Raw genomic sequence first — 21,532 nt, 5'->3', positions numbered from 1 at the left:
CTGGTTCAGTTGGTTCGGCGGGAGAGCAGCACCCAGAGCAGGAAGGGCCCGCCGAGCACGGTGGTGACGATGCCGACCGGGATCTCCACCCCGCCGATCAGCACCCGTCCGAGGGTGTCCGCGAGGACGACGAGCAGCGCGCCGGTGAGCGCGGAGCCGAGTACCGGCACCCGGGCCGGTCCGGCCAGCCGTGCGGCGAGCACGGGCGCGGCGAGCGCCACGAAGCCGACCGGTCCGCAGACCCCGACGGCGAGCCCGGCGAGGGCGACGGCCAGCAGCAGGCAGATCAGCCGGACCCGGCCGGGGTCGACGCCCAGTGAGGCGGCCACGCTGTCGTCGAAGCGGAGCACGGCCAGCCGTCGGGCCACCGCCAGGGCGATCGGCACCAGCACGGCGAGCCCGATCAGCACCGGTGTGGCGATGGCGTAGTCCCGCCCGTTGAGGCTGCCGGAGGTCCAGACGTACAGCGAGCCGGCCGAGTTGAGCGAGCGCCGGGCCAGGGCGACCTGGATGACGGCGGAGGCCAGTGCCGACATCGCGAGCCCGACCACGAGCACCCGGTAGCCGCGGGCACCGAGTCCGCCGGAGACGAGGGTGACCACCAGGACGGCGGCGAGCGCGCCGAGCGGTCCGGCCCACCAGGCGCCGAAGGTGCCGGAGGCGGTGGCGGAGATCAGTACGGCGGCGGTCGCGCCGTCGTTGACGCCGAGGAGCTCGGGGGTGGCCAGCCGGTTGCGGGCGAGGGTCTGGGTGAGGCAGCCGGCCAGTCCGAGGGCGGCGCCGGCGGCGAGTCCGGCGACGATCCGGCCGAGCCGGAACTTCTGCACCAGCAGCACGTCGAGGCGCTCGCCCTGGCCGAACACGGCCCGGAAGGTGGCGCCGAGGCCGAGTTCGCTCTGCCCGGCGTGCGCGGAGACGACCACGGCGGCGAGCAGTGCGGCGGCCAGGCCGAGTCCGGCGAGCAATGCCCGGCGGGGGAGCAGCAGTGACCAGGCGCCGTACCGGAGCACCGGGTCGGGCGCCGCCGGGCTCGGTTCGGGGCGCCGTACCGGTGGGGCCTCGGCGGCCGGGTCGCCGAGGGCGAGGGCGGCGGAGCGGCGGGAGCGGACGATGGCGATCAGCGCGGGGGCGCCGATCAGGGCGACGATGACCGACACCGGTGCCTCGAACGGCCGGGCCACCACCCGGGCGAGCACGTCGGCACCGGTCAGCACGGCGGCGCCGAACAGCCCGGCGAACAGGGTGAGTTGTCCGGTCCGGGGCCCGGCGAGGGCGCGGGCCAGGAACCCGGCGAGCAGTCCGAGGAAGGAGATCGGCCCGGCCAGTGCGACCGCCGAGGCGGTGAGCAGGGTGACGGCGACGGCGACCGCGGCGCGGGTGGCGCCGGGTCGGTGGCCGAGGCCGCGGGCGAGGTCGTCGCCGAGGGCGAGCGCGGTGAGCGGCCGGGTGGTGAGCAGGGCGAGCAGGAAGCCGGCGCCGAGGACGGGGGCGAGCTGGCGCAGGGTGGTCCAGCCCTCCACCCCGGCCAGTGAGCCGAGCACCCAGACCCGGTAGCGGTCGTACGCCTCGGGTGAGTTGACGATCAGCACGCCGGTGATCCCGCCGAAGGTGGCGCCGACGGCGGAGCCGCCGAGGACCAGTCGCATGGGGGAGCCGCCGCCCCGGCTGCCCGCGATCAGCAGCACCAGGCTGCTGGCGAGGACGGCGCCGCCGAAGGCGAAGGCGAGGTAGCCGTAGGAGGTCTGCACACCGAGGACGGAGACGCCGAGGACGACGCCGAGCGAGGCGCCCGCGTTGACGCCGAGCAGGCCGGTCTCGGCGAGCGGATTGCGGGTGACGGACTGCAGCTGGGCGCCGGCGACGCCGAGCGCGGCGCCGACCAGCAGGGCGGTGAGGGTGCGGGGGAGTCGCAACTCGCCGACGACCAGGGCGAGTCGGCCGTCGGTGCGGGCGCCGTCGTGGTCGAGCAGGTAGTCCAGCACCCGCCCGGGGCCGACCTCGCCGGCGCCGACGGACAGCGAGAGCGCGGCGAGCGCGAGCAGCACGAGGACCGCGCCGGTGGCGACCGGCCAGGTGCGGTGCCGCGGGGACCGTGGGGGTGCCGGCGGCGTGGCCGGGGCCTCGGCCTCGGGGGCGGTGGGCGGTTCGTGGACGCCCACTTGCGACGATGTCATAAGGTAAGGCTAACCTAATGAACGGGGCGTCCCTTCGGGCACCGCCGTCGCGCCCAGCTGCCCGGACGCCGCCCAACTCCCGTACCACCCCTGCCCCGGAGGCACCCATGCCGTACGCCCAGAGCCCGCTCCGCCCCGTCCGCCGCCGCGCGGCCCAGGCGCTGGCCGTCACCGGGGCGGCCGCCCTCCTGCTCACCGGCTGCGGCTCCTCCGGCTCCTCCTCGTCGTCCGCCTCGTCCTCGAACGCCGCCGCGGACCCGGCGAAGGCGGCCGACGGCGGCAAGCGCACCGTCAAGGACGCCACCGGCAAGGCCGTCGAGGTCCCCGCCGAGCCCAAGCGGATCGTCACCCTCACCCAGGAGGACCTGGACGCGGTGCTCGCCCTCGGCGTCAAGCCGGTCGGCATCACCAACGGCCAGGGCCTGGCCGAGCCGCCCGCCTACCTCAAGGACAAGGTCCAGGGCGTGCCGGTGGTCGGCAACCTGCTGCAGCCGGTGATGGACAAGGTGATCGCGGCCAAGCCCGACCTGATCCTGGCCGGTGACATGCAGGACGAGCAGGTGCTCAAGCAGCTGCGCGAGATCACCCCCGCCACGCTCGTCACCATGGCGCCCACCGACGACTGGAAGCTCGCCTTCCGGGGCATCGGCAACGCCGTCAACAAGCTCGACCAGGCCAACAAGGTGATCGACGACTACCAGGCCAAGGCCACCAAGGCCGGGGCGGACCTCGGCAAGAACAAGGGCGCCGCCGTCTCCATCGTCCGCTGGAACCCGACCGGCCCGAGCTGGATGGAGAAGAAGCAGTTCGCCAGTGGGGTCGCCCTCGACATGGGCCTCACCCGCCCGGCCGCCCAGGACAAGGACGGCAACGCCCACAGCCCGGCGCTCAGCCTGGAGAAGCTCTCCGAGATCGACGGCGACTGGCTGTTCCTGTCCACCCTCACCGACGACGGCAAGGCCGCGCTCAAGGACGTCCAGTCCAAGCCCGCCTACCAGCAGTTGAACGCGGTGAAGAACAACCACACCGTCACCGTGGACGGTTCGGTCTGGTCCACCCGGGGCGGCCCGCTGGCGGCCGACGTCGTCATCGGGGACCTCGGCAAGGCGCTGGCCGGGTCCTGAGTGCTCGCGACCGACGGGGGGATCCCGCCATGGAGTTGACGGTCCAGGGCGTCACCGCCGGGTACCGGCCCGGCCGTCCGGTGCTCGACGGCATCGACCTCACCGTGCCCGCCGGGCAGGTGGTGGCCGTGGTCGGCCCGAACGGCTGCGGCAAGTCCACCCTGCTGCGGGCGGTGGCCCGACTGCACCGGCCCGACCGCGGCCGGATCCTGGTCGGCGGCGAGGACGTCTGGCGGCTCGGCCCGCGCCGGGCCGCGCACCGGGTCGCGCTGCTGCCGCAGAGCCCGCAGGCCCCCGAGGCGGTCACCGTCGCCGGACTGGTCCGCTACGGGCGCCACCCGCACCAGGGCCTGTTCCGCCAGTGGTCGGCCGAGGACGAGCGGCGCACCGCCGACGCCCTGCGCGCCACCGGCGTCGACGCCCTCGCCGACCGCCGGCTCGACCAGCTCTCCGGCGGCCAGCGCCAGCGCTGCTGGCTGGCCATGGTGCTCGCCCAGGACACCCCGGTGGTGCTGCTGGACGAGCCGACCAGCGCGCTCGACCTGGGCCACGCGGTGGAGGTGCTGGAGCTGGTCCGGGCGGTCGCGGCGGGCGGGCGCACGGTGCTGATGGTGCTGCACGACCTGGCGGCGGCCGCCCGCTACGCCGACCTGCTGGTCGCGCTGCGGGACGGCGCGGTGGTGGCCTGCGGGCCGCCGCGGGAGGTGGTGGACGCGCCGCTGGTCCGGGCGCTGTACGACATCGACAGCCATGTGCTGGCCGCGCCGGACGACGGGGCGCCGGTCATCGTGCCGCGGGCGCCGCTGGGCTGAGGGCGCCGTCGTCGCGGACGGGCGGCGTCACCCCACCCGGGGTGGCGCCGCCTTCGCGCGTTCGGTGTCCGGCGCGTTCGGTGTTCGGCGCGTTCGGTGTCCGGCGCGTTCGGCGTGTTCGGTGTCCGGCGTGGGCCGGGGCCGTCGCTCGTGTCCGATCGACCACCCGTTCGAGTGGTTTCAACTCCCCTGCCCCTCGGCGGCCAACCCCCGGCCGTCGGCTTGTCAGTGCCCCTCGCTACGTTCCTCGCATCGCTGGTCAACAGGCTGATCGGAACGATGTTCCCCGGTGGGAGGAGTACGGCCGTGGCATGGGTGGAGACGGGCGCGGGAGGGTACCGCGTCGCGCTCGACGGAGAAGGCAGGGTGGTGTGCCGCAACGCGGCGGGCCGCGAACTCAAGTCCCTTCCGTCGAAGCTCGGTGACGACCCGGTGGTCACCCAGCTCAAGCAGCTCGCCGAATGGCTCGCCGCGCACGAGCGGCGCTGCCAGGAGGACGTCGAGCGCTGGATGGTGCGCTCGCTGCCGGTGCCCGCCGCCGTGCTCGCCGCCGTCTGGCCGGACGAGGCCTGGCGGTCCGTCCTGCGGGACGTCGTGGTCACCGGCCCGGACGGCGCCGTCGCCGGCTTCCTGCGCGACGCGGACGCCGAGCGCGGCCTCGGCCTGGTCGACCTGGACGGCGACACGGTGCGCCTCACCGACGGCGAGGTGCTGATACCCCACCCGGTGCTGCTCCCGGACCTCGACGAGCTGCGCGAGTTCGCCGTCGAGCTCGGCGTCTCCCAGCGCGTCCAGCAGCTCTACCGCGAGGTCTGGCACCGGCCCGAGGAGCCGTCGGCCGGCACCGAGGTCACCGCGTACGCGGGCGGCCGCTACCGCGAACTGCGCGAGCTGATCGGCCGCTGCACCCGGCTCGGCTGCCGGGTCCGCGGCGGCTCGGCCGTGCAGCCGATCACCGAGGGCGGCCGCACGGTCGAGGCCCGGGTCTGGGTCGGCGACTACTACGAGTACGACGCCTGCGAGACGGGCGCGCTGAGCTGGGCCGGCCCGGACGGCCGGGCCCTGCCGCTCGCCGAGGTCGGACCGGTCGCCTGGTCCGAGGGCATGAGGATGGCCGCCGCCCTGTACGCGGGCCGCACGATCGAAGGGGAGGACGACGCCGCATGACCACCAGCCCGACCACCACGACCATCGCGGGCCACGGCCCCGCCGCACCCGAGGCGTTGCTCGACGCCGGCGCCGTGCTGCCGGCCGGCACCCTGTCCGGCGCCGGCCGCCCCGACAGCCCCGCCGACGTGCTGACCGCCCGCGGCTACACCCACCCCGCGCTCGACGGCCGCCGGATCGTCCGGCTGGTCCCCGGCGCGCTCGGCCGGGCCGAGGACCTCGCCGTCGAGTTCCTCGGTCTCACCCCCGACGCCGAGCCCGCCGAGGTCGGCCAGGTCCGCCAGGAGGCGCTCGGCTTCCCCGCCTGGGCGCTGGTCCACGACCCCGCCAACGGGCACCACGCGCTCGCCCTGGTCAAGGAGTTGGAGCGGCTGGCCCGCCAGGCCAAGTCCAAGCCCGGCGCCGCCAAGGACGGCTTCGACGAACTCGCCACCCGGCTCGGCCGCGCCGTCCCGCACTTCCTGCCCACCTTCTGCGAGGAGGTCGGCCGGATCTTCCTCGCCCACGGCAACCAGACCTACGCCGCCGCCTGGTTCGGCAAGGCCCGCGAGGCCGAACGCACCCACACCCTGCCGGTGGACGAGGAGCGGCTGCGCGCCGTCTTCCTGGAGTTCGCACTGGCCGGCGCGCTCACCGTCAAGTCCCTGCGCCAGTACGTCAAGGAGCTCGCCGGGCGGCTCGACCCGCAGACCGCGTGGCAGCGCTTCCGCCAGCTGTGCACCGAGCGCTCCGCGGCCGGCATGGCCCCGTACGCCGGGGTCGCCGAGGACGCCCGCGCCCTCGTCAAGGCCGCCGGGCTCGACCGCGCCGAGCACGAACGCGCCCTGCTCGCCGAGCTGTTGGCCTCCCCGGCGGTCAACCGGGCGCCCGCCGCGTTCTGGAAGTCCTGGCACGGCACGCTGATCGAGCTGGGCCGCGGCGACGCAGAGGTCCGCGCCCGGCTGCTGGAGCTGCTGCCCGACCCGGCCTCCTCCGCCGCCGACTCCGCCCGGCACGACGCCGTCTGGCTGGAGGTGCTCGCCGCCACCGGCGCCGAGGACCTGCTCACCGGCCCGCCCGCCGAGGGCGCCGAGCCGGCCGCCGCCTGGCTCCAGCGCTGGTGCCACCACCTCGGCCGCGGCTGGGGCAACCGGCCCGGCTGCCCCGCCTCCGTCGCCCTGGTCGGCCGGATGGTCGAGCGGCTGCGCGCCGACGCCGTCCCGGTCGACCTGTTCACCGGCATCCGGGCCGGTCACGCCCGGCTCGACCTGCTGGACGTCCTGCTCGCCGCGGGCGTCCCGGTCGCCGACCCGCCGGCCGGCCTGGGCCTCGACCTGCGCGGCTGGATCGGGCAGAGCGGCCCCGACAGCGCCACCCTCGCGGCCGTCGCCGCCGACGACCGCTTCCGGCCGCTGCTGCGCCGGTCCGCCCCGGCCGCCTGGGAGACGGCCGTCCAGCAGCAGGCCGCCGTCCTGCCGCTGCTGAACGAGCTGTTCCGGGAGTGGGCCGAGGAGCGCGCCGCGGACCTCGACGCGATCCGCGGCCTGGCCGGCGCCGCCGACCTGGTCCGCTCGCTCACCCTGCACCGCACCGCCATCCGCACGGTCGCCCCGGCCGTCGCCGAGCGGATCGCCGCGCTCGACGTCACCGGACTGCTCGCCCGCGCCCTCGGCGCCGGCATCCTGGACGAACTCGGCTGGCCCGCCCTGGAGGAGGCGCTCACCGAGCTCGCCGACCCGCCCGCCCCCGACGCCCTCCCGGTCACCGCCCCCGGCCACCGCCGCCAGGGCCTGAACGGCCTGGTCGTCGAGGACGCCTGGCCGTACCTCGTCCTCCTCCGGCACAACCGCGCCCTGGTGGTCGGCCCGGAGGGCGTCCTGCTGGAGCACACCCTGCGGGTGCCCCCGCTGTCGGGCGTGCGCAACCGGGTCCGGCTGCGCCTGGTCGACGGCGAGCTCCTGGTCGTCTGGTACGAGGGCAACCAGCAGAAGGCCTACTGGTCCGGCCGACCGGACCAGGTCTTCGAACTGGCCGGCCGCACCATCGCCGGCTACCACTACGGAGACCACCACCCGGACGACACCTCGCTCCCGCTGCCCGGCGGCGGCCGCACCACCGGCGCCCGCCCGCTGCACCCCGGCGACACCCGGCTGCCCGAGGAGCACCCCGTCCTCGGCGACGGCACCGGGTACTGGACGGTGCGCCACGCCCAGGACGGCACCCCCGTCCTGCGCGAACTCGACCCGGCCACCGGCACCCTGGGCCGGGCCGCCGAGCCGCCCCTGATCGCCGCCACCGCCTCGGCCGGCCGGCTGGTCGCGGACAGCGCCCGGCTGCTGCCGATGCAGCCCGGCCTGGAGGGCACCCCCCTCGGCACCGACGGCACCGTACTCGGCAGCTGGATCCGCCGCGAGCCCGGGCGCGCCGTCACCACCTTCACCGCCGACGGACAGCGCCTCGTCCTGCCGATGCACGGGAGCGACGACACCCACGTCCTCCCGGTCGGCCGGCTCGCCCTGCCCGGCGCACCGGGCCCGGTGGTCAGCCGCAGCGGCGAGTTCCTCGACCTCGGCCTGCCCGACCTCGCGGACCGCTCCGACCGCACCGCCGACCTGCGCTCCTGCCGCGCCGGCGAACTCTCCGCCGCCGGCACCGCGTTGATCCCGCCGTTCGACCACTGGCACGCCCTGCGGCCCCGTGACGAGGCCGGCTCCCGGGTGCTGCGCGCCCTGACCACCGAACAGGCCGCCCGGCTGATCGACCTCGCCTGGCCCGAGGACGCCGAGCCCGTCCCGGCGGACGAGCAGCGCTGGCTCACCGTCCAGGGCGTCCGGCGCCCGCTCGCCCAACGTGGCGAGGCCCGCAACAGCCTGCCGGTCGAGGCGGTCGGCGCCGCCCTGCCCGGGATCGGGCACCCGCTGCTGCTCGCCGGTGTCGCCGGGTTCGCCCGCGCCGCCGCCGACCTGCTCGACCGGGTCGCCCGGTTCGTCCCGCAGCCGGAGGCCGACCGGCCGAGCAAGGCCGAGGCCGCCGAATGGCGGCCCCAGCACGGCCGCGACCACGAACTGCGCGACGCCGTCTGCGCCGTCCTGCCCGAGACGACCGGCTTCGGCAACTCCTGGGGCACCGCCGAGCGCCACTGGACGCTCAACAACCTGCGCGCGGTCAGCGCCGTGCTCGCCGCCCCGCCCGCCGCCGACGGCGAGGGCTGGACCACCCCGGCCACCGTCGCCCTCCGGGGCGGCGACGCCAACCAGGGCTGGCTGCACCTGCTCGGCCGGGTGGACGTCCTCGCGCACGCCATCGCCAACCCGCTCACCCCGGCGGCACACCGCTCCTCGCTGGTGCTGCTGCTCGGCGAACTCACCAAGGGCCCGCTCGCCGACCGCGGCGCCACCCTGCGCGCGGTCCTCCTCGCCGAGACCGACGAGCGCGCCAAGGGCGGCGTGCGGCCGACGGACTTCCGCCAGGGCGAGGTGCTGCGGCACGGCGACCGCACCGTGGTGATCCTCGGCCACCGCTACCAGCGCCAGGACGGGACGGTGCACTGGCTCGCCGTCGACCACGACCCGAGCGGTGAGTTCGGTCCGGTCGCCCACTTCACCACCGTCACCGAGCGCAGCACCGAGGAGCGGGTCAGCGCCGCCTGGGCCGCCAAGTTCTGGCGGGTCGCCGCCCTGCGCGGCAGCGTCCCCTGGCAGCCCGCGCTCGCCGCCGCGTTCGCCGAACTCACCGGCATCGGCACCGCCCGGGCCACCCTGCTGCTCTGCCCGCCGCCCGGCCTCCTGCACTGGGGCAACGTCGAGGTGCCGGCCGAACACGGCCTCAAGGCCGCCGAGGTCAAGGCCGCCCACGCCTGGCTGCGCGGGCACGACCAGAACGCGCTCGCCGACGTCTGGGGCGCCCTGGTGCCCACCGACGACCCGAAGCGCCTGTGGACGGAGGGGCCCGACCTCGCGGCCGGCGCCGCCGCCTGGCTCCGGCACTTCGGACGGCTCGTCACCCTCCCCGAGGAACTGCTGCCCGGCGTCCAGGGCGTGCCCGTCGGCCGGATCGAGGCGGTGCTCAACCCCAGCCGCACGCCGTGGCTCACCCGCACCACCACCTACCGGCTGATCACCGAAGGCCGGAGCACGCCCCAACTGGAGCCCCAGGACGCGACGGCCGCGCCCGGCAACGGAGACGTCGCCGGCACGATCGACGCCCTGCGCTGGCTCGCCTACCACCTGCCCGCCGACAGTCCGCTGCGCCCGCCGCTGTCCGAGAGCGCCGCCGCGCTGCGCGCCCGGCTCGCCGACCCGGAGCTGCTGATCAGCCTCGGCCCGGTCCGCACCACCAAGGGCGGCGCCGTCTCCGCCGTGCTGCGCGGTCACTTCGGGCTGCCCGCCGAGGGCGGCGCCGACCCGGACGGCCTGGTCCGCTGCGGTCCGGCCATCGTCCTCAGCCCCTACCACGCCGAACTCGAACAGCTCTGGCTGCGCCCGGCCGGCCTCACCGGCCCCGACGACCCGCTGGTCGAGCTGCTCCTCGGCCTCGGCGACGGCTACTGGACGGGCGTCGAACTGACCGCCGTACGCGCCGTTCTGAACGGCGAAGCGGAGCGCTTGGCCTCCTCGGTCGACCTGCCGTCAGCCGGAACCGCCGACGGCCCGCTCTGGTTGCAGAACCCACAGCTCAGCGTCCCCGCACTGGTCGCCGAAGCGGCCCGCGCCCACGGCCTGGGCGAGGACGCCGCCACGCTCTACCTCCAACTGCTCGCCCTGCCCGACCCGACCGACCGCAACGCCGCCCGCTGGACGGGCTGGAAGCCCGCCCGGCTCAAGCGGGCCCGTGCCGAACTCGCCGCCGCCGGCCTGGTGCTGGAGGCCAAGCGGGCCCGGGCCGGCCGCAGCCTCTTCCTGCCCGGCGGCTGGCAGGAGGCCAAGGCCCCCGCCCTCCCGGTGGAGACCTGGAAGGCCGCCCTGTACCACCTGCCCACCCACCGGCCGGTGCTGTCGCACCTGCCCGTCCCCGAACTGTTCGCCCGCGCCTGGCAGCGCACGCTCGACGGCGACGCCCCCGGCTACGAAGAGCTCCAGACCAGCAAGCGCAGGAAGGCCCGCCGATGAGCACCACCGTCACCGTCCCCGAGACCCCCGTCCGGCAGATCGTCCCGCCCGAGGAGAAGTACGCCGCCGAGCTGGAGTTCCTCGCCGCCCACGACAGCGGCCCGCGCCCGCCCGGCTGGCACCTCACCCCGCGCGCCGTCGTCACCTTCGTGATGGGCAGCGACGGCGAGAAGCTCAAGGCCGGGCGCCGCGGCCTCGTCATCGAGCCCAAGTTCGTCGGTGAACGCGCCCTGGTGGAGCGCTGCGTCGTCACCCTCGCCGGGGAGCGCGGCCTGCTGCTGGTCGGCGAGCCCGGCACGGCCAAGTCGATGCTCTCCGAACTGCTCGCCGCCGCCGTCTGCGGCACCAGCGCGCTCACCGTCCAGGGCACCGCCGGCACCACCGAGGACCAGCTCAAGTACGGCTGGAACTACGCCCTGCTGCTCGCCAAGGGCCCCAGCCGGGAAGCCCTCGTCCCCTCCCCGGTGCTCACCGCGATGACCACCGGGGCGGTCGCCCGGGTCGAGGAGGTGACCCGCTGCCTGCCCGAGGTGCAGGACGCCCTGGTCTCGCTGCTCTCCGAACGGCGCATCGCCGTACCGGAGTTGGCCGGTACTCCGGACGCCCAGCTGCACGCCGCGGCCGGCTTCACCCTGATCGCCACCGCCAACCTGCGGGACAAGGGCGTCAGCGAGATGTCCGCCGCCCTCAAGCGGCGGTTCAACTTCGAGACGGTCGGCCCGATCGGCAGCCTCGCCGCCGAGGTCGAGCTGGTCCGTCGGCAGTCCACCACCGCCGTCGCCCGGGCCGGGGCCGGCTACGCCGTCGACGACGCCGTCCTGGAGGCCCTGGTCACCGCCTTCCGCGACCTGCGCACCGGCCGCTCCACCGAGGGCTGGGAGGTCGAACGCCCGTCGACCGTGATGAGCACCGCCGAGGCCGTCTCGGTCGCCACCGCACTCGGTGTCACCGCGGCCTACCTGCCCGACGGCGGCGACCTCCTCGGCCGCCTGCCCGGCCAGCTCCTCGGCGTCGTCCGCAAGGACGACCCGGCGGACGCCGCCCGGCTGCTCGGCTACTGGGACGGCCCGGTCCGCCGTCGCGCCGAGCAGGGCGCCGCCACCTGGCGCACCCTGTGGGACCTCCGCTCGGCGCTGGAGGCCTGACGATGACGAGCAGCGCGGTGCAGCCCGGGGTCGGCCCCGTCCCCGGCCCCGGTACCAGCCCCGGTACCGACCCCGACGTCCGTGCCGAGACGGACCGGCTGGCCGGCTCCGGCACCGACCGGCCCGGGCCCTACCTGATCGGCGTGCGCCACCACGCGCCCTCCCTCAGCGCGGTCCTGCCCGCGCTGCTCGACACCGCCCGGCCCGAGGTCGTCCTGGTCGAACTGCCGGCCGAGTTCCAGCCCTGGCTCGACCTGCTCGCCGACGAGGCGACCGAGGCCCCGGTGGCCCTCGCCGCCGCCCCGTCCGGACCCTCCGACGGCTCCGGCGGGCTCGCCTTCTACCCGTTCGCGGACTTCTCCCCGGAACTCGTCGCCCTGCGCTGGGCCCGGCGCAACGGCGTCGAGGCCATCGCCTGCGACCTCCCGCTCGCCCACCGCAGCACCGGCCACAGCTCCGCCGCCCACCGCGACGGCCCGGCAACCCCCGGCGTCGCCGACGCGCTGCGCCACCGCCTCACCGGCCGCGCCTCCGACGAGGACCTGTGGGACCGCCTGGTCGAGACCGCCGCCCCCGGTTCCACACCGGAGGCCGTCCGGCGCGCCGCCCTGCTGGTCGGCTGGGGGCTGCGCCACGACGCGGAGACCGGCCCCGGCGTCGACCCGTACGACCTGCGCCGCGAAGCCTGGATGCGGGCCCGCATCCAGGCGGCCTCCGCCGACGGGCGCCGGACCGCCGTCGTGGTCGGCGCCTTCCACGCCCCCGCCCTGCTCGACGGGCCGACGGCCCCCGAGCAGCCGCCCGGCCCGGACGACCCCGGCCACGTGCTCTCCCTGATCCCGTACACCTACCCGCTGCTCGACGCCCGCTCCGGCTACCCCGCGGGCATCCGCGACCCGGAGTGGCAGCACACCGTCCTCGACGCCGGGGGCGACCCGCAGCACCTCGCCGAGGCCCTCACCACCACCGCCGTCCGGATCTGCGCCGCGCTGCGCACCCAGGACCACCCCTCCGGCCCGGCCGACGCCCGCGAGATCGTCCGGCTGGCCGGCGACCTCGCCCGCCTGCGCGGCCACGCCGCCCCCGGCCGCGGCGAACTCGTCGAGGCCGTCCAGACCGTCCTCGCCCAGGGCGAACCCCTCGGCCGCGGCCGGGCCGTCGCCCGCGCCCTCGAACAGGTCCTGGTCGGCACCCGCACCGGGCGCCCGACCCCCGCCGCCCCGCGCAGCGGTCTCGCCCCCGCCGTGGAGAGCCTCCTCGCGGAACTCGGCCTCCCCGGCCCCGCCGACCCCGGCCCGCGCGAACTGCGGCTCGACCCGCTGCGCAGCCCCCTGGACCGCCGCCGCGAGATCCTCTTCCACCGCCTCACCGCCTGCGGCGTCCCCTACGCCGATCCCGTCCCCACCACCGGGCCGGGCGGGACCGAAACCCTCGGCACCCGCTGGCGCCCCCACTGGACCCCGACGGTCGCCGCCCTCCTCACCGTCGCCGGCACCCGCGGGGTCACCCCGGCCCAGGCCGCCGAGGGCTTCCTCCGCGCCCACCTCACCGACGACCCCACTCCGCGCGAGGTCATCGACGGCCTCGCCGACGCCGCCGCCTGCGCCCTCCCCGCCCTCACCACCACCCGCCTCGGCCAACTCACCGCCACCCTTCCCGCCGGCGCCACCCTCCCCGACCTGCTGGACGGCCTCGCCCTCCTCGACCGGCTCACCGCCGGCCACTTCCCGACCACGGATCCGGCCCTGCCACCGGTCGACGCCGAGTCCGTCCCCGCGGACCGGCCCACCCCGTTCGAGGGGGCCGTGGAGGTGCTGACGGCGGCCGCCGTGCGGCAGGTGGAGGGACTGGGCGGGTCGGACGATCCCGGGGACGCGCGGGCGCTGGTGGAGCTGGCGCGACGGGCGGACCGGTCGGGCGGGGTGCGCCTGGGCCATGTGCTGGGTGAACTCGCCGAGCGGGGAAGCCCGTTGGTGCGGGGTGCGGCCGGTGCGGTCCGGGTGCTGCTCGGGCAGGAGCCGGCCGAGTCCTTCGGCGGGCGGGCCGCGTCCTGGGTGGACGGGGCGACGGACGTACGGGCACGGCAGGTGCTCGGCCGGTTGCTGGTCGGGGTGCTGACGGCCGCGGAGGGCCTGTTCGACAGTGCGCCCGAGGCGCTCGAACCGCTGCTGGAACGGGTCGGTTCGCTGTCGGACGCCGCGTTCCTGGACCGACTGCCCGCGCTGCGCGGCGGCTTCGACACGCTCAGCCCGGCCGCCCGCGACCGCCTGCTGTCCCTGGTCGAGGAGCGCCTCGGCTCGCGGCTGGCCGCGCTGCCGGAGCAGACCGACCCCGCGCTGGTGGCCCGGTGGGTGCGCGCGGACCTGGCGGCCCGTCGGGTGCTGGCCGGTCGGGGCCTGCTGCCTCCCGAGGCCGGACCGGCCGGACCGGGCGAGCCGGGGCCCGTCCCGGAGCCCGTCCCGGGGCCTGCCCCGGTGCCCGCCGGGCAGTCCTCGCCCGCCGGCCACGCCCTCGCTCCCGCCGAGCGCTGGCGGCTGCTGCTCGGCCGCCCGGGGACGGGCGGCCTGACCGGCCGCGGTGCCCGACTCGCCACCGCCCTCGACGAGTTGTACGGCCGCGGGCACGGCGAGGGCTCCGGCCCGGGCCTGGACGACAGGGCCGGCCGGGGCGGGCGGGGCGGCGGCCGGGAGACGCCGTTCCCGGGGGTGCGCGAGTGGGCCGAGGAGTTGGAGGCGCTGTTCGGCCCCGGGGTGCGGGAGGAGGTCCTGGCCGCCGCGGTCGCCCAGGGCCGGACGGACGTCCTGGAGGCGATCGACCCGTCCGCCGTCCGCCCGTCCGTCGAGCTGCTGCGCGCGGTGCTGGACCACGCGGGCGGTCTGCCGGAGGCCAGGGTGGCCGGGCTGCGTCCGCTGGTGCGGAGACTGGTGGACGAGTTGAGCCGGGAGCTGGCGACCAGGCTGCGCCCGGCGCTGACCGGGATCAGCGTCCCGCGCCCGTCCCGGCGCCCGGGCGGCGGGCTGGACCTGCACCGGACCATCCGGGCCAACCTGGCCACCGCCCGTCCCGGACCGGACGGCGAGGGCACCGTGATCGTGCCGGAGCGTCCGGTGTTCCGGACCAGGGCGCGGCAGGCCAACGACTGGCGGCTGATCCTGGTGGTGGACGTGTCCGGGTCGATGGAGGCGTCCACGGTCTGGGCGGCGCTCACCGCCTCGATCCTGGTCGGGGTGCCCTCGCTGACCACCCACTTCGTCGCCTTCTCCACCGAGGTGCTCGACCTGACGGAGCGGGTGGCGGATCCGCTGAGCCTGCTGCTGGAGGTGCGGGTCGGCGGCGGCACCAGCATCGCGACCGGGCTGCGCTACGCGCGCGGGTTGGTGACGGTGCCGTCGCGGACGCTGATCGCGGTGGTCAGCGACTTCGAGGAGGGCGGCCCGGTGAACGGACTGCTCGCCGAGACCCGGGCGCTGGTGGACTCCGGCGTGCACCTGCTCGGCTGCGCGGCGCTGGACGACACCGGGACGGCCCGGTACTCGAAGGCGGTCGCGGGCCGGCTCGTCGCGGCCGGCATGCCGGTGGCGGCACTGAGTCCATGGGAACTGGCCCGCTGGGTGGGGGAGAAGGTGCGATGAGCGCGACGACGCGTGAGAACGACTGGCCGGGCGTCCGGCCCGAGGTGGTCGCCGAGGTGGTGTCCGGGCTGAGCGCCCGCCTGCAGAAGCGGCTGGACGCCGCGGTGGCGAAGCTGGCGCAGCGGCCGGTGAGCCGGTCCGGCGACGAGTGGCGGGTGCCGGTCGACGAGGAGGCGTCGCTCGTCCTGCACGCCCCCGGCGGGGTGGTCGTCGGTCCGGACGACGTCCGGTGCGGCTGCCTGCTGGCCCCGGCCTGCGTGCACCGCGCCGCCGCCGTCACCCTCTGCCCGCTGGCCGAGGCCCCGGAGCCGACGGAGCCCGCAGCGGCGGCTTCGGTACCGACGGAGCCAGCACCGACGGAGACCGCAGCGGGGGCTTCCCTACCGACGGCCTCCGTCCCGACCGGGCCCGGGGGCGACGAACCGACGGCCACCGAGCCGCCCGAGCCCGCCACCCTGACCCCGGCCGAACTCGCCGCCGCCCGCCACCTCCACCGGGCCGCCTGCGCGCTGCTGGCCGCCGGGGTGAGCGGGGCGGGCGCCGTGTCCCAGGCCGAACTGCTGCGCGCCGCCCACCGGGCCCGGGTGGCGGGACTCTACCGACCGGCCGCGGCGGCGGTCGCCGTGGTGACCAGGATCCGGGCGGCCCGCTCCGGTGCGCCCGACCACCGGCTGGCGGACCTGGTCGCCGTTCTGCGCGACCTGCTCGGCCTCACCACCGCCCTGACCGGCCCCGCGCCCGCCCTCGCCGCCGCCTCCGACCCGGTGTCCACCCCCGCCCCGCTCGGCGTGCTGCGCGGCACCGCCCGCCAGAGCTACGCCGAGGAGGGCGGCCTACGGCTGTACGGGCTGTTCGCCGAGCCGGTGCTGACCGCCACCCACGCCGGCGCGGTCAGTTGGGCGGTGGACACCGGCGGGCGGCTGAGCACGGTCGCCGAGGTGCTGCCGCACGGTGATGCGGCGGCTGCCGCCCCGCTGGCCGTCGGGGCGGGCAACCGGACGGTGCGGCTGGGTGACGCGGCGCTCAGCCACCGCGAGTTCAGCCGTGCCGGGCTGGCCGTCCAGGGGGCGACCAGGTCGGTCACCGGTCGGCTGGGGGCGGGTGCCTCGGTCCGGGCGGTCCGCGCGGCCGGGGCGGACTGGACGGCGGAGCCGGTGGCCCGCCTCTGGTCCGAGCCGCCCGCCGCCCAGGTGGCGCGGGCGCTCGCGGCGCAGGAGCTGCCGTACGAGAGCCGCCCGGCGGGGAGCGACCTGCTGTTCCTGGACGTCACCCTGCTGGGGGCGGCCCCGAGCGGCCGCGGCGGGGCGCTCCAGCTGCTGGGCCGTGCCCGTACCCGTACCGGCGGGAGCGAGCCGGTGATCGTGCTGCGCCCGGGGCACGAGCATCCCGACCTGGCCTTCCGGGCCAATCTCGCGCTGCTCGCCACGGCCCCCGGCCTGCGGTTGCGGTTGATCGGCCGGCTGGAGCGGGCCGACCGCCCGGAGCTTCGGGTGCTCGCGATCGGCACACCCCCGGACGACTCCACGTCCGCCCCCGCCCCCGACGCGGATCGTGGGGAGTCCCACTGCCTGGTCCTCCCGGCCGACCGGGCCGGCCGGATCAACCTCGGTCTGGAGCGCCTCCAGACCGCCGACCTCCAGCCCGCTGAGCGGTCGGCCGGGCCTGCACCGCAGCCGCTCCCCGTCGCGCCGCCCGTCGGCCCGCCCGTGCACGTGCTGGGCCGACGGGTGGAGCAGACGGTCACCACCGGCCGGTCCGCCCTCGCCCCGAGCCCGGCCACGGCGGCGGCCGACCGGGGCCTGCTGCGCGCCGCAGGTCTGGTCACGGCAGCCGACCTGCTGGACGGTCTGCGGGCGGCCGGGGCGAACCGGGCGCGCGACGTGTTCGGCCGGATCGTCCAGGACGACCACGACGCCTTCGCCACCGCCTGGCTAGCCGCCGCCGACTACACCGAGGCACTGGCCGTCGCGCTCTGCTCCGCCGCCTGGGAGGACGAGGAGGTACCCCACCCGGCCACGTCGTGAAGCCGGGCCGTGAGCCGAGGCATCGGCCGCTCCCCGAGTCGAAATATTTGCAGAGACCGATAATCCGCGCCGACTGGCATACTTGTGGGAGGAAGCAGCAGTAGACAGCACAGGACGTGAAGGGAAGGCGAGCCATGGGCATCCGCGACGATGCGGCTGAGGTCCGGGCCAGTGGCTGGCGGACGCTTGCCGCGCTGCACGGGCTGATCGACACCGCGCTGGAGAAGGCGCTCCAGGCGGAGCACAAGCTCTCGGTGGTCGAGTACACGGTGCTGGAGGCGCTCTCCCGCCAGGACGGCTGGCACATGCGGATGCAGCAGCTGTCCCGGGCGGCGGCGCTGAGCAGCAGCGCGACCACCCGGCTGGTGAGCCGCCTGGAGGACCGGGGCCTGCTCAGCCGCTACCTCTGCGCGGACGACCGACGCGGCATCTACACCGAGCTGACGCCGGAGGGGCGCGCCCTGCTGGAGGCCGCCCGGCCGGTGCACGACGCGACCCTGGAGGCGACCCTGACGCAGGCCGCCGAGCTCCCCGAGCTGGCCCCGCTGGTCGACGCGCTCGCGGAACTCACCCCGGCCAAGGCGTAACAGCGAGCCGGGCAGGGCCGGGCGAGCGGCCGACCTGCCCGGCCCGGCCCGGCGGCCTCACCGCCGGGCGACGGCCAGTGCGTCCCGGTGCACCCGGTCGAGCAGGGCGAGCAGCAGCTCCTTGCTGGACGCCCGCTCCCGGACGTCGCACAGCACCACCGGCACCTCGGGCCCGAGGTCGAGGGCGCGTCGGACGTCCTCCGGGGTGGCGTCGCGGCGGCCGTGGAAGCAGTTGACGCCGATGGCGAACGGGATGCCGCGCTGCTCGAAGAAGTCCACGGCGGCGAAGCTGGATTCGAGCCGCCGGGTGTCGGCGAGGACGATCGCGCCGAGCGCGCCGAGGGCGAGGTCGTCCCACATGAACCAGAACCGGAACTGCCCGGGCGTACCGAAGAGGTAGAGCACCAGGTCCTCGTGGACGGTGATCCGACCGAAGTCCATCGCCACCGTGGTGGTGGACTTGCCCTGGACACCCTCAAGGCTGTCGACCCCGATGCTGGCGCGGGTCATCCGCTCCTCGGTCTGCAGCGGTTCGATCTCGCTGACCGAGCCGACCATGGTGGTCTTCCCGACGCCGAAGCCGCCGGCGACGAGGATCTTGACCGCGCCCGGCACCAGGCTCTTGGTCGTCAATTCGGGTCTCCTGGAAGGGAACTGTGAGTTTCGAGGCGGGGCGGCGGGCGGGGCGGTGGGCGCGTCGGCGGGCGGGGCGACCGGCCGGTCAGAGCCGTCGGACGCCCTCGATCACGGCCTGGATCAGTGAGATGTCCGGGGCCTCGGCGAGCTGGACCGGGGCCCGGGTGAGGATCAGCCGGGCCTCCGCCAGGTCGTCCAGCAGCACCTTGACCACGCTCACCGGCAGGTCCATGCTGGCCGCGATCTCGGCCACGGCCAGCGGGCGTTCGCGGCACATGTCGAGGATCGCGGCCGGCTCGGGGGTCAACCGGCTGGTGTCGGCGCGCGGGTCGGCGGTGACCACCAGGGTGATCAGCGCGAAGCCGTCACGGACCGGGCCGGTGCGCCCGTTGGTGATCGCGTAGGGGCGGACCAGATGGCCGGCCTCCTTGTCGTAGAACCAGCCCTCGTCGGCGTCGTCGGTGGTCACGCACCGCCACCCGCGCCGCCTTGGCCCGCGTCGCTGCGCGGCGCCGCGGTGAGGTACTGGCCGACCTGCTTGACCAGCATGTTGATCTCGTAGGCCATCAGCCCGGCGTCCACCTGCTCGCTGGTGAGGACGGCCAGCCGGGCGCCCTGCCCGGCGGTGGTGACGAACAGGAACAGCTGGTCCATCTCGACCACGGTCTGCCGGACCCGTCCGCCGTTGAAGCGGTGCCCGGCGCCGCGGGCCAGGCTCTGCAGGCCGGAGGCGACGGCGGACAGGTGCTCGGCGTCGGCCCGGTCGAGGCCCTGGGAGGTGCCGACCAGCAGGCCGTCCTCGGAGAGGACGATGGCGTGCCGGGTCTCGGGTACCCGCGCCACCAGCTGGTCCAGCAGCCAGTTGAGGTCGCGCTGGGTGTCGGTGTGCTGCGTCATCACTGCTGTTCCTTGGGTTCCTGAACGGCGGAGGCTTCCGCGGCTTCCCCGGCGGCGGAGCTCGCGGCCGGGTGGGGGGCGGTGGCGGGCGGGTTCGGCTCGGTACCGGCCTCGCGGGCAGTCCGGGTGCCGCGCTGGATGGCGGCCATGGTGGCGCGGGACCGGGCCGGCGAGGGGTCGTCGGCCTCGCCGTGGCGCGGACCGGTGGGCGCGGAGGTCGACGCGGCGGCCGGTGCGGAGAGGGACGCCACCGGCGGCACCGTGCCGCCGGGTGCGTTGGCCTCGCGGAGCTGTTCGGCGAGGCTGGCGTTGCGGACCCGCTGCGGCAGGATCCGCGGGGTGCGCAGTTCACCGTCCGGGCCGTGCTCCACGTGGTCCTCCCGCGGGCGTTCGTGGCTGGGGGTGACGTCCGACCGGAGGTCGGCGGCCAGGTCACCGGCCCCGCCGGCGAGCCGCTCGGCGGCGAGCCCGGCCGACGGACCGGCCTGGCCCGCCGGATCGATCAGATCGGTCGGACCGATCGGGTCCATCGGATCGGCCGGCAGGTCGTACGGGCGCGGCATCGCCGGCCGGGGGACCACCACGGCACCGGGCAGTCCGGGGATCGAGGCGCCGACCGGCAGTCCGCCGTGGTCCGGGACGGCCGGGCCACCCGCACCGTCCTGTCGCTCGATCAGCTCGCCGACGACGATCCCGCCGTGCACCGCACCAGCCGCACCAGCAGCACCAGCAGCACCGGCCCAACCGGTCGCACCGGCCGGATCAGGCGCACCGGCCGCACCGGCCGCAGGGCCCTCCGGGTCACCGGCACCGCCCGCAGCAGGATCCCCGGCAGCACCGGGCGCGGCGGGCGCACTCCCGAGCAGTCCGCTGAGCACCCCCGCGAGCGCCCCCGACAGCTCCTCGTCGGCCGCGCCGAGGTCACCGAAGTCGCCGTTCGCGGAGCGCGGTTCGGGCACCGGGGTCCGGGTGACGCGCGCGCCGGACGGCAGTCCGGGCACCGTGGCCGGCCGCTCCGCCTGCTCCAGCAGCGTCGCGGGCACCAGCACCACGGCCCGGGTGCCGCCGTACGGGGAGGGCCGCAGAGTGACCTGGATGTCGTGCCGGGCGGCCAGCCGCGCGACGACGAACAGGCCGAGCCGCAGGTCGTCGCCGAGCGCGGAGACGTCCAGCTCGGGCGGGTTGGCCAGGTACTCGTTGAGCCGCTCGTACTCCTCCTCGGTCATGCCGAGGCCGCGGTCCTCCACCTCGACCGCCAGACCCTTGGGGACCTCCTGCGCGGAGACCTGCACCTGGGTGTACGGCGGGGAGAAGGTGGTGCCGTTCTCGATCAGCTCGGCGACCAGGTGGATCACGTCGGCGACGGCCTGCCCGCTGAGCGAGGTGCGCGGCACGCCCTGGACGACGACCCGGGCGTAGTTCTCGGTCTCGGAGACGGCGCTGCGCAGCACGTTGACCATCGGCACCGCGTTGCGCCAGCGCCGGGCGGGCAGCGCACCGCCGAGGATGACCAGGTTCTCGGCGTTGCGCCGCATCCGGGTGGCCAGGTGGTCGACCGCGAACAGCTCGCGCAGCAGCTCGGGTTCCTCGTGCTCGCGCTCCAGCGCGTCGAGCATGCTGATCTGCCGGTGGATCAGGATCTGGGTGCGGCGGGCGATGTTGAGGAAGACCTTCTTCGTCCCCTCGCGGCCCTGGGCCTGGTGGACGATGGCGGCGACGGCGGCCTGCCGGACGGCGGCCAGCCCGTCGGAGGTCTGCTGGACCTCGTCGCCGACCCGCCGGGACGGCGCCCAGGTGGGCGGGGCGGGCACCGGTTCGCCGGTCCGCAGGCGCCCGACGACCTCGGGGATCTCCTGCTGGGCGAGTGCGAGGGTGTCAGTGCGCAGTTCGGCCAGCCGGGCGGAGAGGGACCGGGCTGCCCGGATGCCGCGGACCAGGCTGACCAGCAGCACCAGGGCGACGACGGCGGTTCCGGCCAGCAGCGCGGTGCGGTCGGCGGTGCCGCGCAGCAGGTAGGCGGCGTATCCCCAGGCGGCGGCGAGGCCCAGACAGGGGACCAGCACGAGGGCGAGCAGCGAGCTGCGGAGGGAGCCGGACCGGCCGGCGCGGTGCCCCGTGCGGGGGGCCGATATGCCTGGCATCTGATTCCTTGTTGCAGGGCCGAGTTGCAGGCCGGGTCTCGGGGCCGGACGGCGGGTTCGACCCGAGCGGCCCGGTCGGGCTTCAGGGCGCCGAGGCCGGGGTCGC

The 21,532-nt window shown here is 76.3% G+C and carries 13 protein-coding genes; 8 read left to right on the top strand and 5 right to left on the bottom strand.

Annotated elements, in window-relative coordinates; translation table 11 throughout:
* Positions 1 to 5 precede the first annotated feature (5 nt).
* Positions 6 to 2,174 (bottom strand): Fe(3+)-hydroxamate ABC transporter permease FhuB, encoded by a 2,169-nt coding sequence (fhuB, locus tag ACIP4P_RS17840; RefSeq protein WP_400919427.1) that lies wholly within the window; start codon positions 2,172 to 2,174, stop codon positions 6 to 8.
* A 107-nt stretch (positions 2,175 to 2,281) separates the two neighbouring features.
* Here fhuB and ACIP4P_RS17835 point away from each other — a divergent pair, with 107 nt between their 5' ends.
* From ACIP4P_RS17835 to ACIP4P_RS17800, 8 genes are all read left to right on the top strand, one after another.
* A complete protein-coding gene (locus tag ACIP4P_RS17835; protein ID WP_400919424.1) occupies positions 2,282 to 3,298 on the top strand; it encodes an ABC transporter substrate-binding protein in 1,017 nt (338 codons plus the stop codon).
* A 29-nt stretch (positions 3,299 to 3,327) separates the two neighbouring features.
* Positions 3,328 to 4,110, top strand: coding sequence for an ABC transporter ATP-binding protein (locus ACIP4P_RS17830; RefSeq protein WP_350514430.1), 783 nt, complete (start codon positions 3,328 to 3,330; stop codon positions 4,108 to 4,110).
* A 306-nt stretch (positions 4,111 to 4,416) separates the two neighbouring features.
* Positions 4,417 to 5,277 (top strand): DUF4132 domain-containing protein, encoded by an 861-nt coding sequence (locus ACIP4P_RS17825; protein WP_400919421.1) that lies wholly within the window; start codon positions 4,417 to 4,419, stop codon positions 5,275 to 5,277.
* Positions 5,274 to 10,364: a hypothetical protein gene (locus tag ACIP4P_RS17820; protein WP_400919418.1), complete on the top strand. Its 5,091-nt coding sequence runs from the start codon at positions 5,274 to 5,276 to the stop codon at positions 10,362 to 10,364. The genes ACIP4P_RS17825 and ACIP4P_RS17820 overlap by 4 nt, the downstream gene beginning before the upstream one ends.
* Positions 10,361 to 11,509: an AAA family ATPase gene (locus ACIP4P_RS17815; RefSeq protein WP_400919415.1), complete on the top strand. Its 1,149-nt coding sequence runs from the start codon at positions 10,361 to 10,363 to the stop codon at positions 11,507 to 11,509. Before ACIP4P_RS17820 ends, ACIP4P_RS17815 begins: the two co-directional genes overlap by 4 nt.
* A gap of 2 nt (positions 11,510 to 11,511) precedes the next feature.
* Positions 11,512 to 15,141, top strand: a complete 3,630-nt coding sequence (locus tag ACIP4P_RS17810) for a DUF5682 family protein (RefSeq protein WP_400919412.1) — start codon at positions 11,512 to 11,514, stop codon at positions 15,139 to 15,141.
* Positions 15,138 to 17,165 carry a hypothetical protein gene (locus tag ACIP4P_RS17805; protein WP_400919409.1) on the top strand — a complete coding sequence of 676 codons (2,028 nt, stop codon included), beginning with the start codon at positions 15,138 to 15,140 and terminating at the stop codon, positions 17,163 to 17,165. Before ACIP4P_RS17810 ends, ACIP4P_RS17805 begins: the two co-directional genes overlap by 4 nt.
* 134 nt (positions 17,166 to 17,299) lie before the next feature.
* Positions 17,300 to 17,752: a MarR family winged helix-turn-helix transcriptional regulator gene (locus tag ACIP4P_RS17800; RefSeq protein ID WP_400919406.1), complete on the top strand. Its 453-nt coding sequence runs from the start codon at positions 17,300 to 17,302 to the stop codon at positions 17,750 to 17,752.
* Between the two features lie 57 nt (positions 17,753 to 17,809).
* On the opposite strand, the gene ACIP4P_RS17795 is transcribed toward ACIP4P_RS17800, so the two are convergent.
* The 4 genes from ACIP4P_RS17795 to ACIP4P_RS17780 form a co-directional block, all read right to left on the bottom strand.
* On the bottom strand, positions 17,810 to 18,385 hold the full coding sequence (locus tag ACIP4P_RS17795; RefSeq protein ID WP_400919403.1) for a GTP-binding protein: 576 nt from the start codon (positions 18,383 to 18,385) through the stop codon (positions 17,810 to 17,812).
* A gap of 88 nt (positions 18,386 to 18,473) precedes the next feature.
* Positions 18,474 to 18,857: a DUF742 domain-containing protein gene (locus ACIP4P_RS17790; RefSeq protein ID WP_400919400.1), complete on the bottom strand. Its 384-nt coding sequence runs from the start codon at positions 18,855 to 18,857 to the stop codon at positions 18,474 to 18,476.
* Complete coding sequence (locus ACIP4P_RS17785) at positions 18,854 to 19,285, bottom strand: roadblock/LC7 domain-containing protein (protein WP_350514422.1); 432 nt, start codon at positions 19,283 to 19,285, stop codon at positions 18,854 to 18,856. Before ACIP4P_RS17785 ends, ACIP4P_RS17790 begins: the two co-directional genes overlap by 4 nt.
* A complete protein-coding gene (locus ACIP4P_RS17780) occupies positions 19,285 to 21,426 on the bottom strand; it encodes a sensor histidine kinase (protein WP_400919396.1) in 2,142 nt (713 codons plus the stop codon). The genes ACIP4P_RS17785 and ACIP4P_RS17780 overlap by 1 nt, the downstream gene beginning before the upstream one ends.
* Positions 21,427 to 21,532: the final 106 nt, after the last annotated feature.

It is taken from the genome of Kitasatospora sp. NPDC089509 (assembly GCF_044749365.1).
Classification (GTDB): Bacteria; Actinomycetota; Actinomycetes; order Streptomycetales; family Streptomycetaceae; genus Kitasatospora.
The sequence above is the reverse complement of the archived record's forward strand: the minus strand, read 5'-3'. Positions and strand labels throughout refer to the sequence as shown.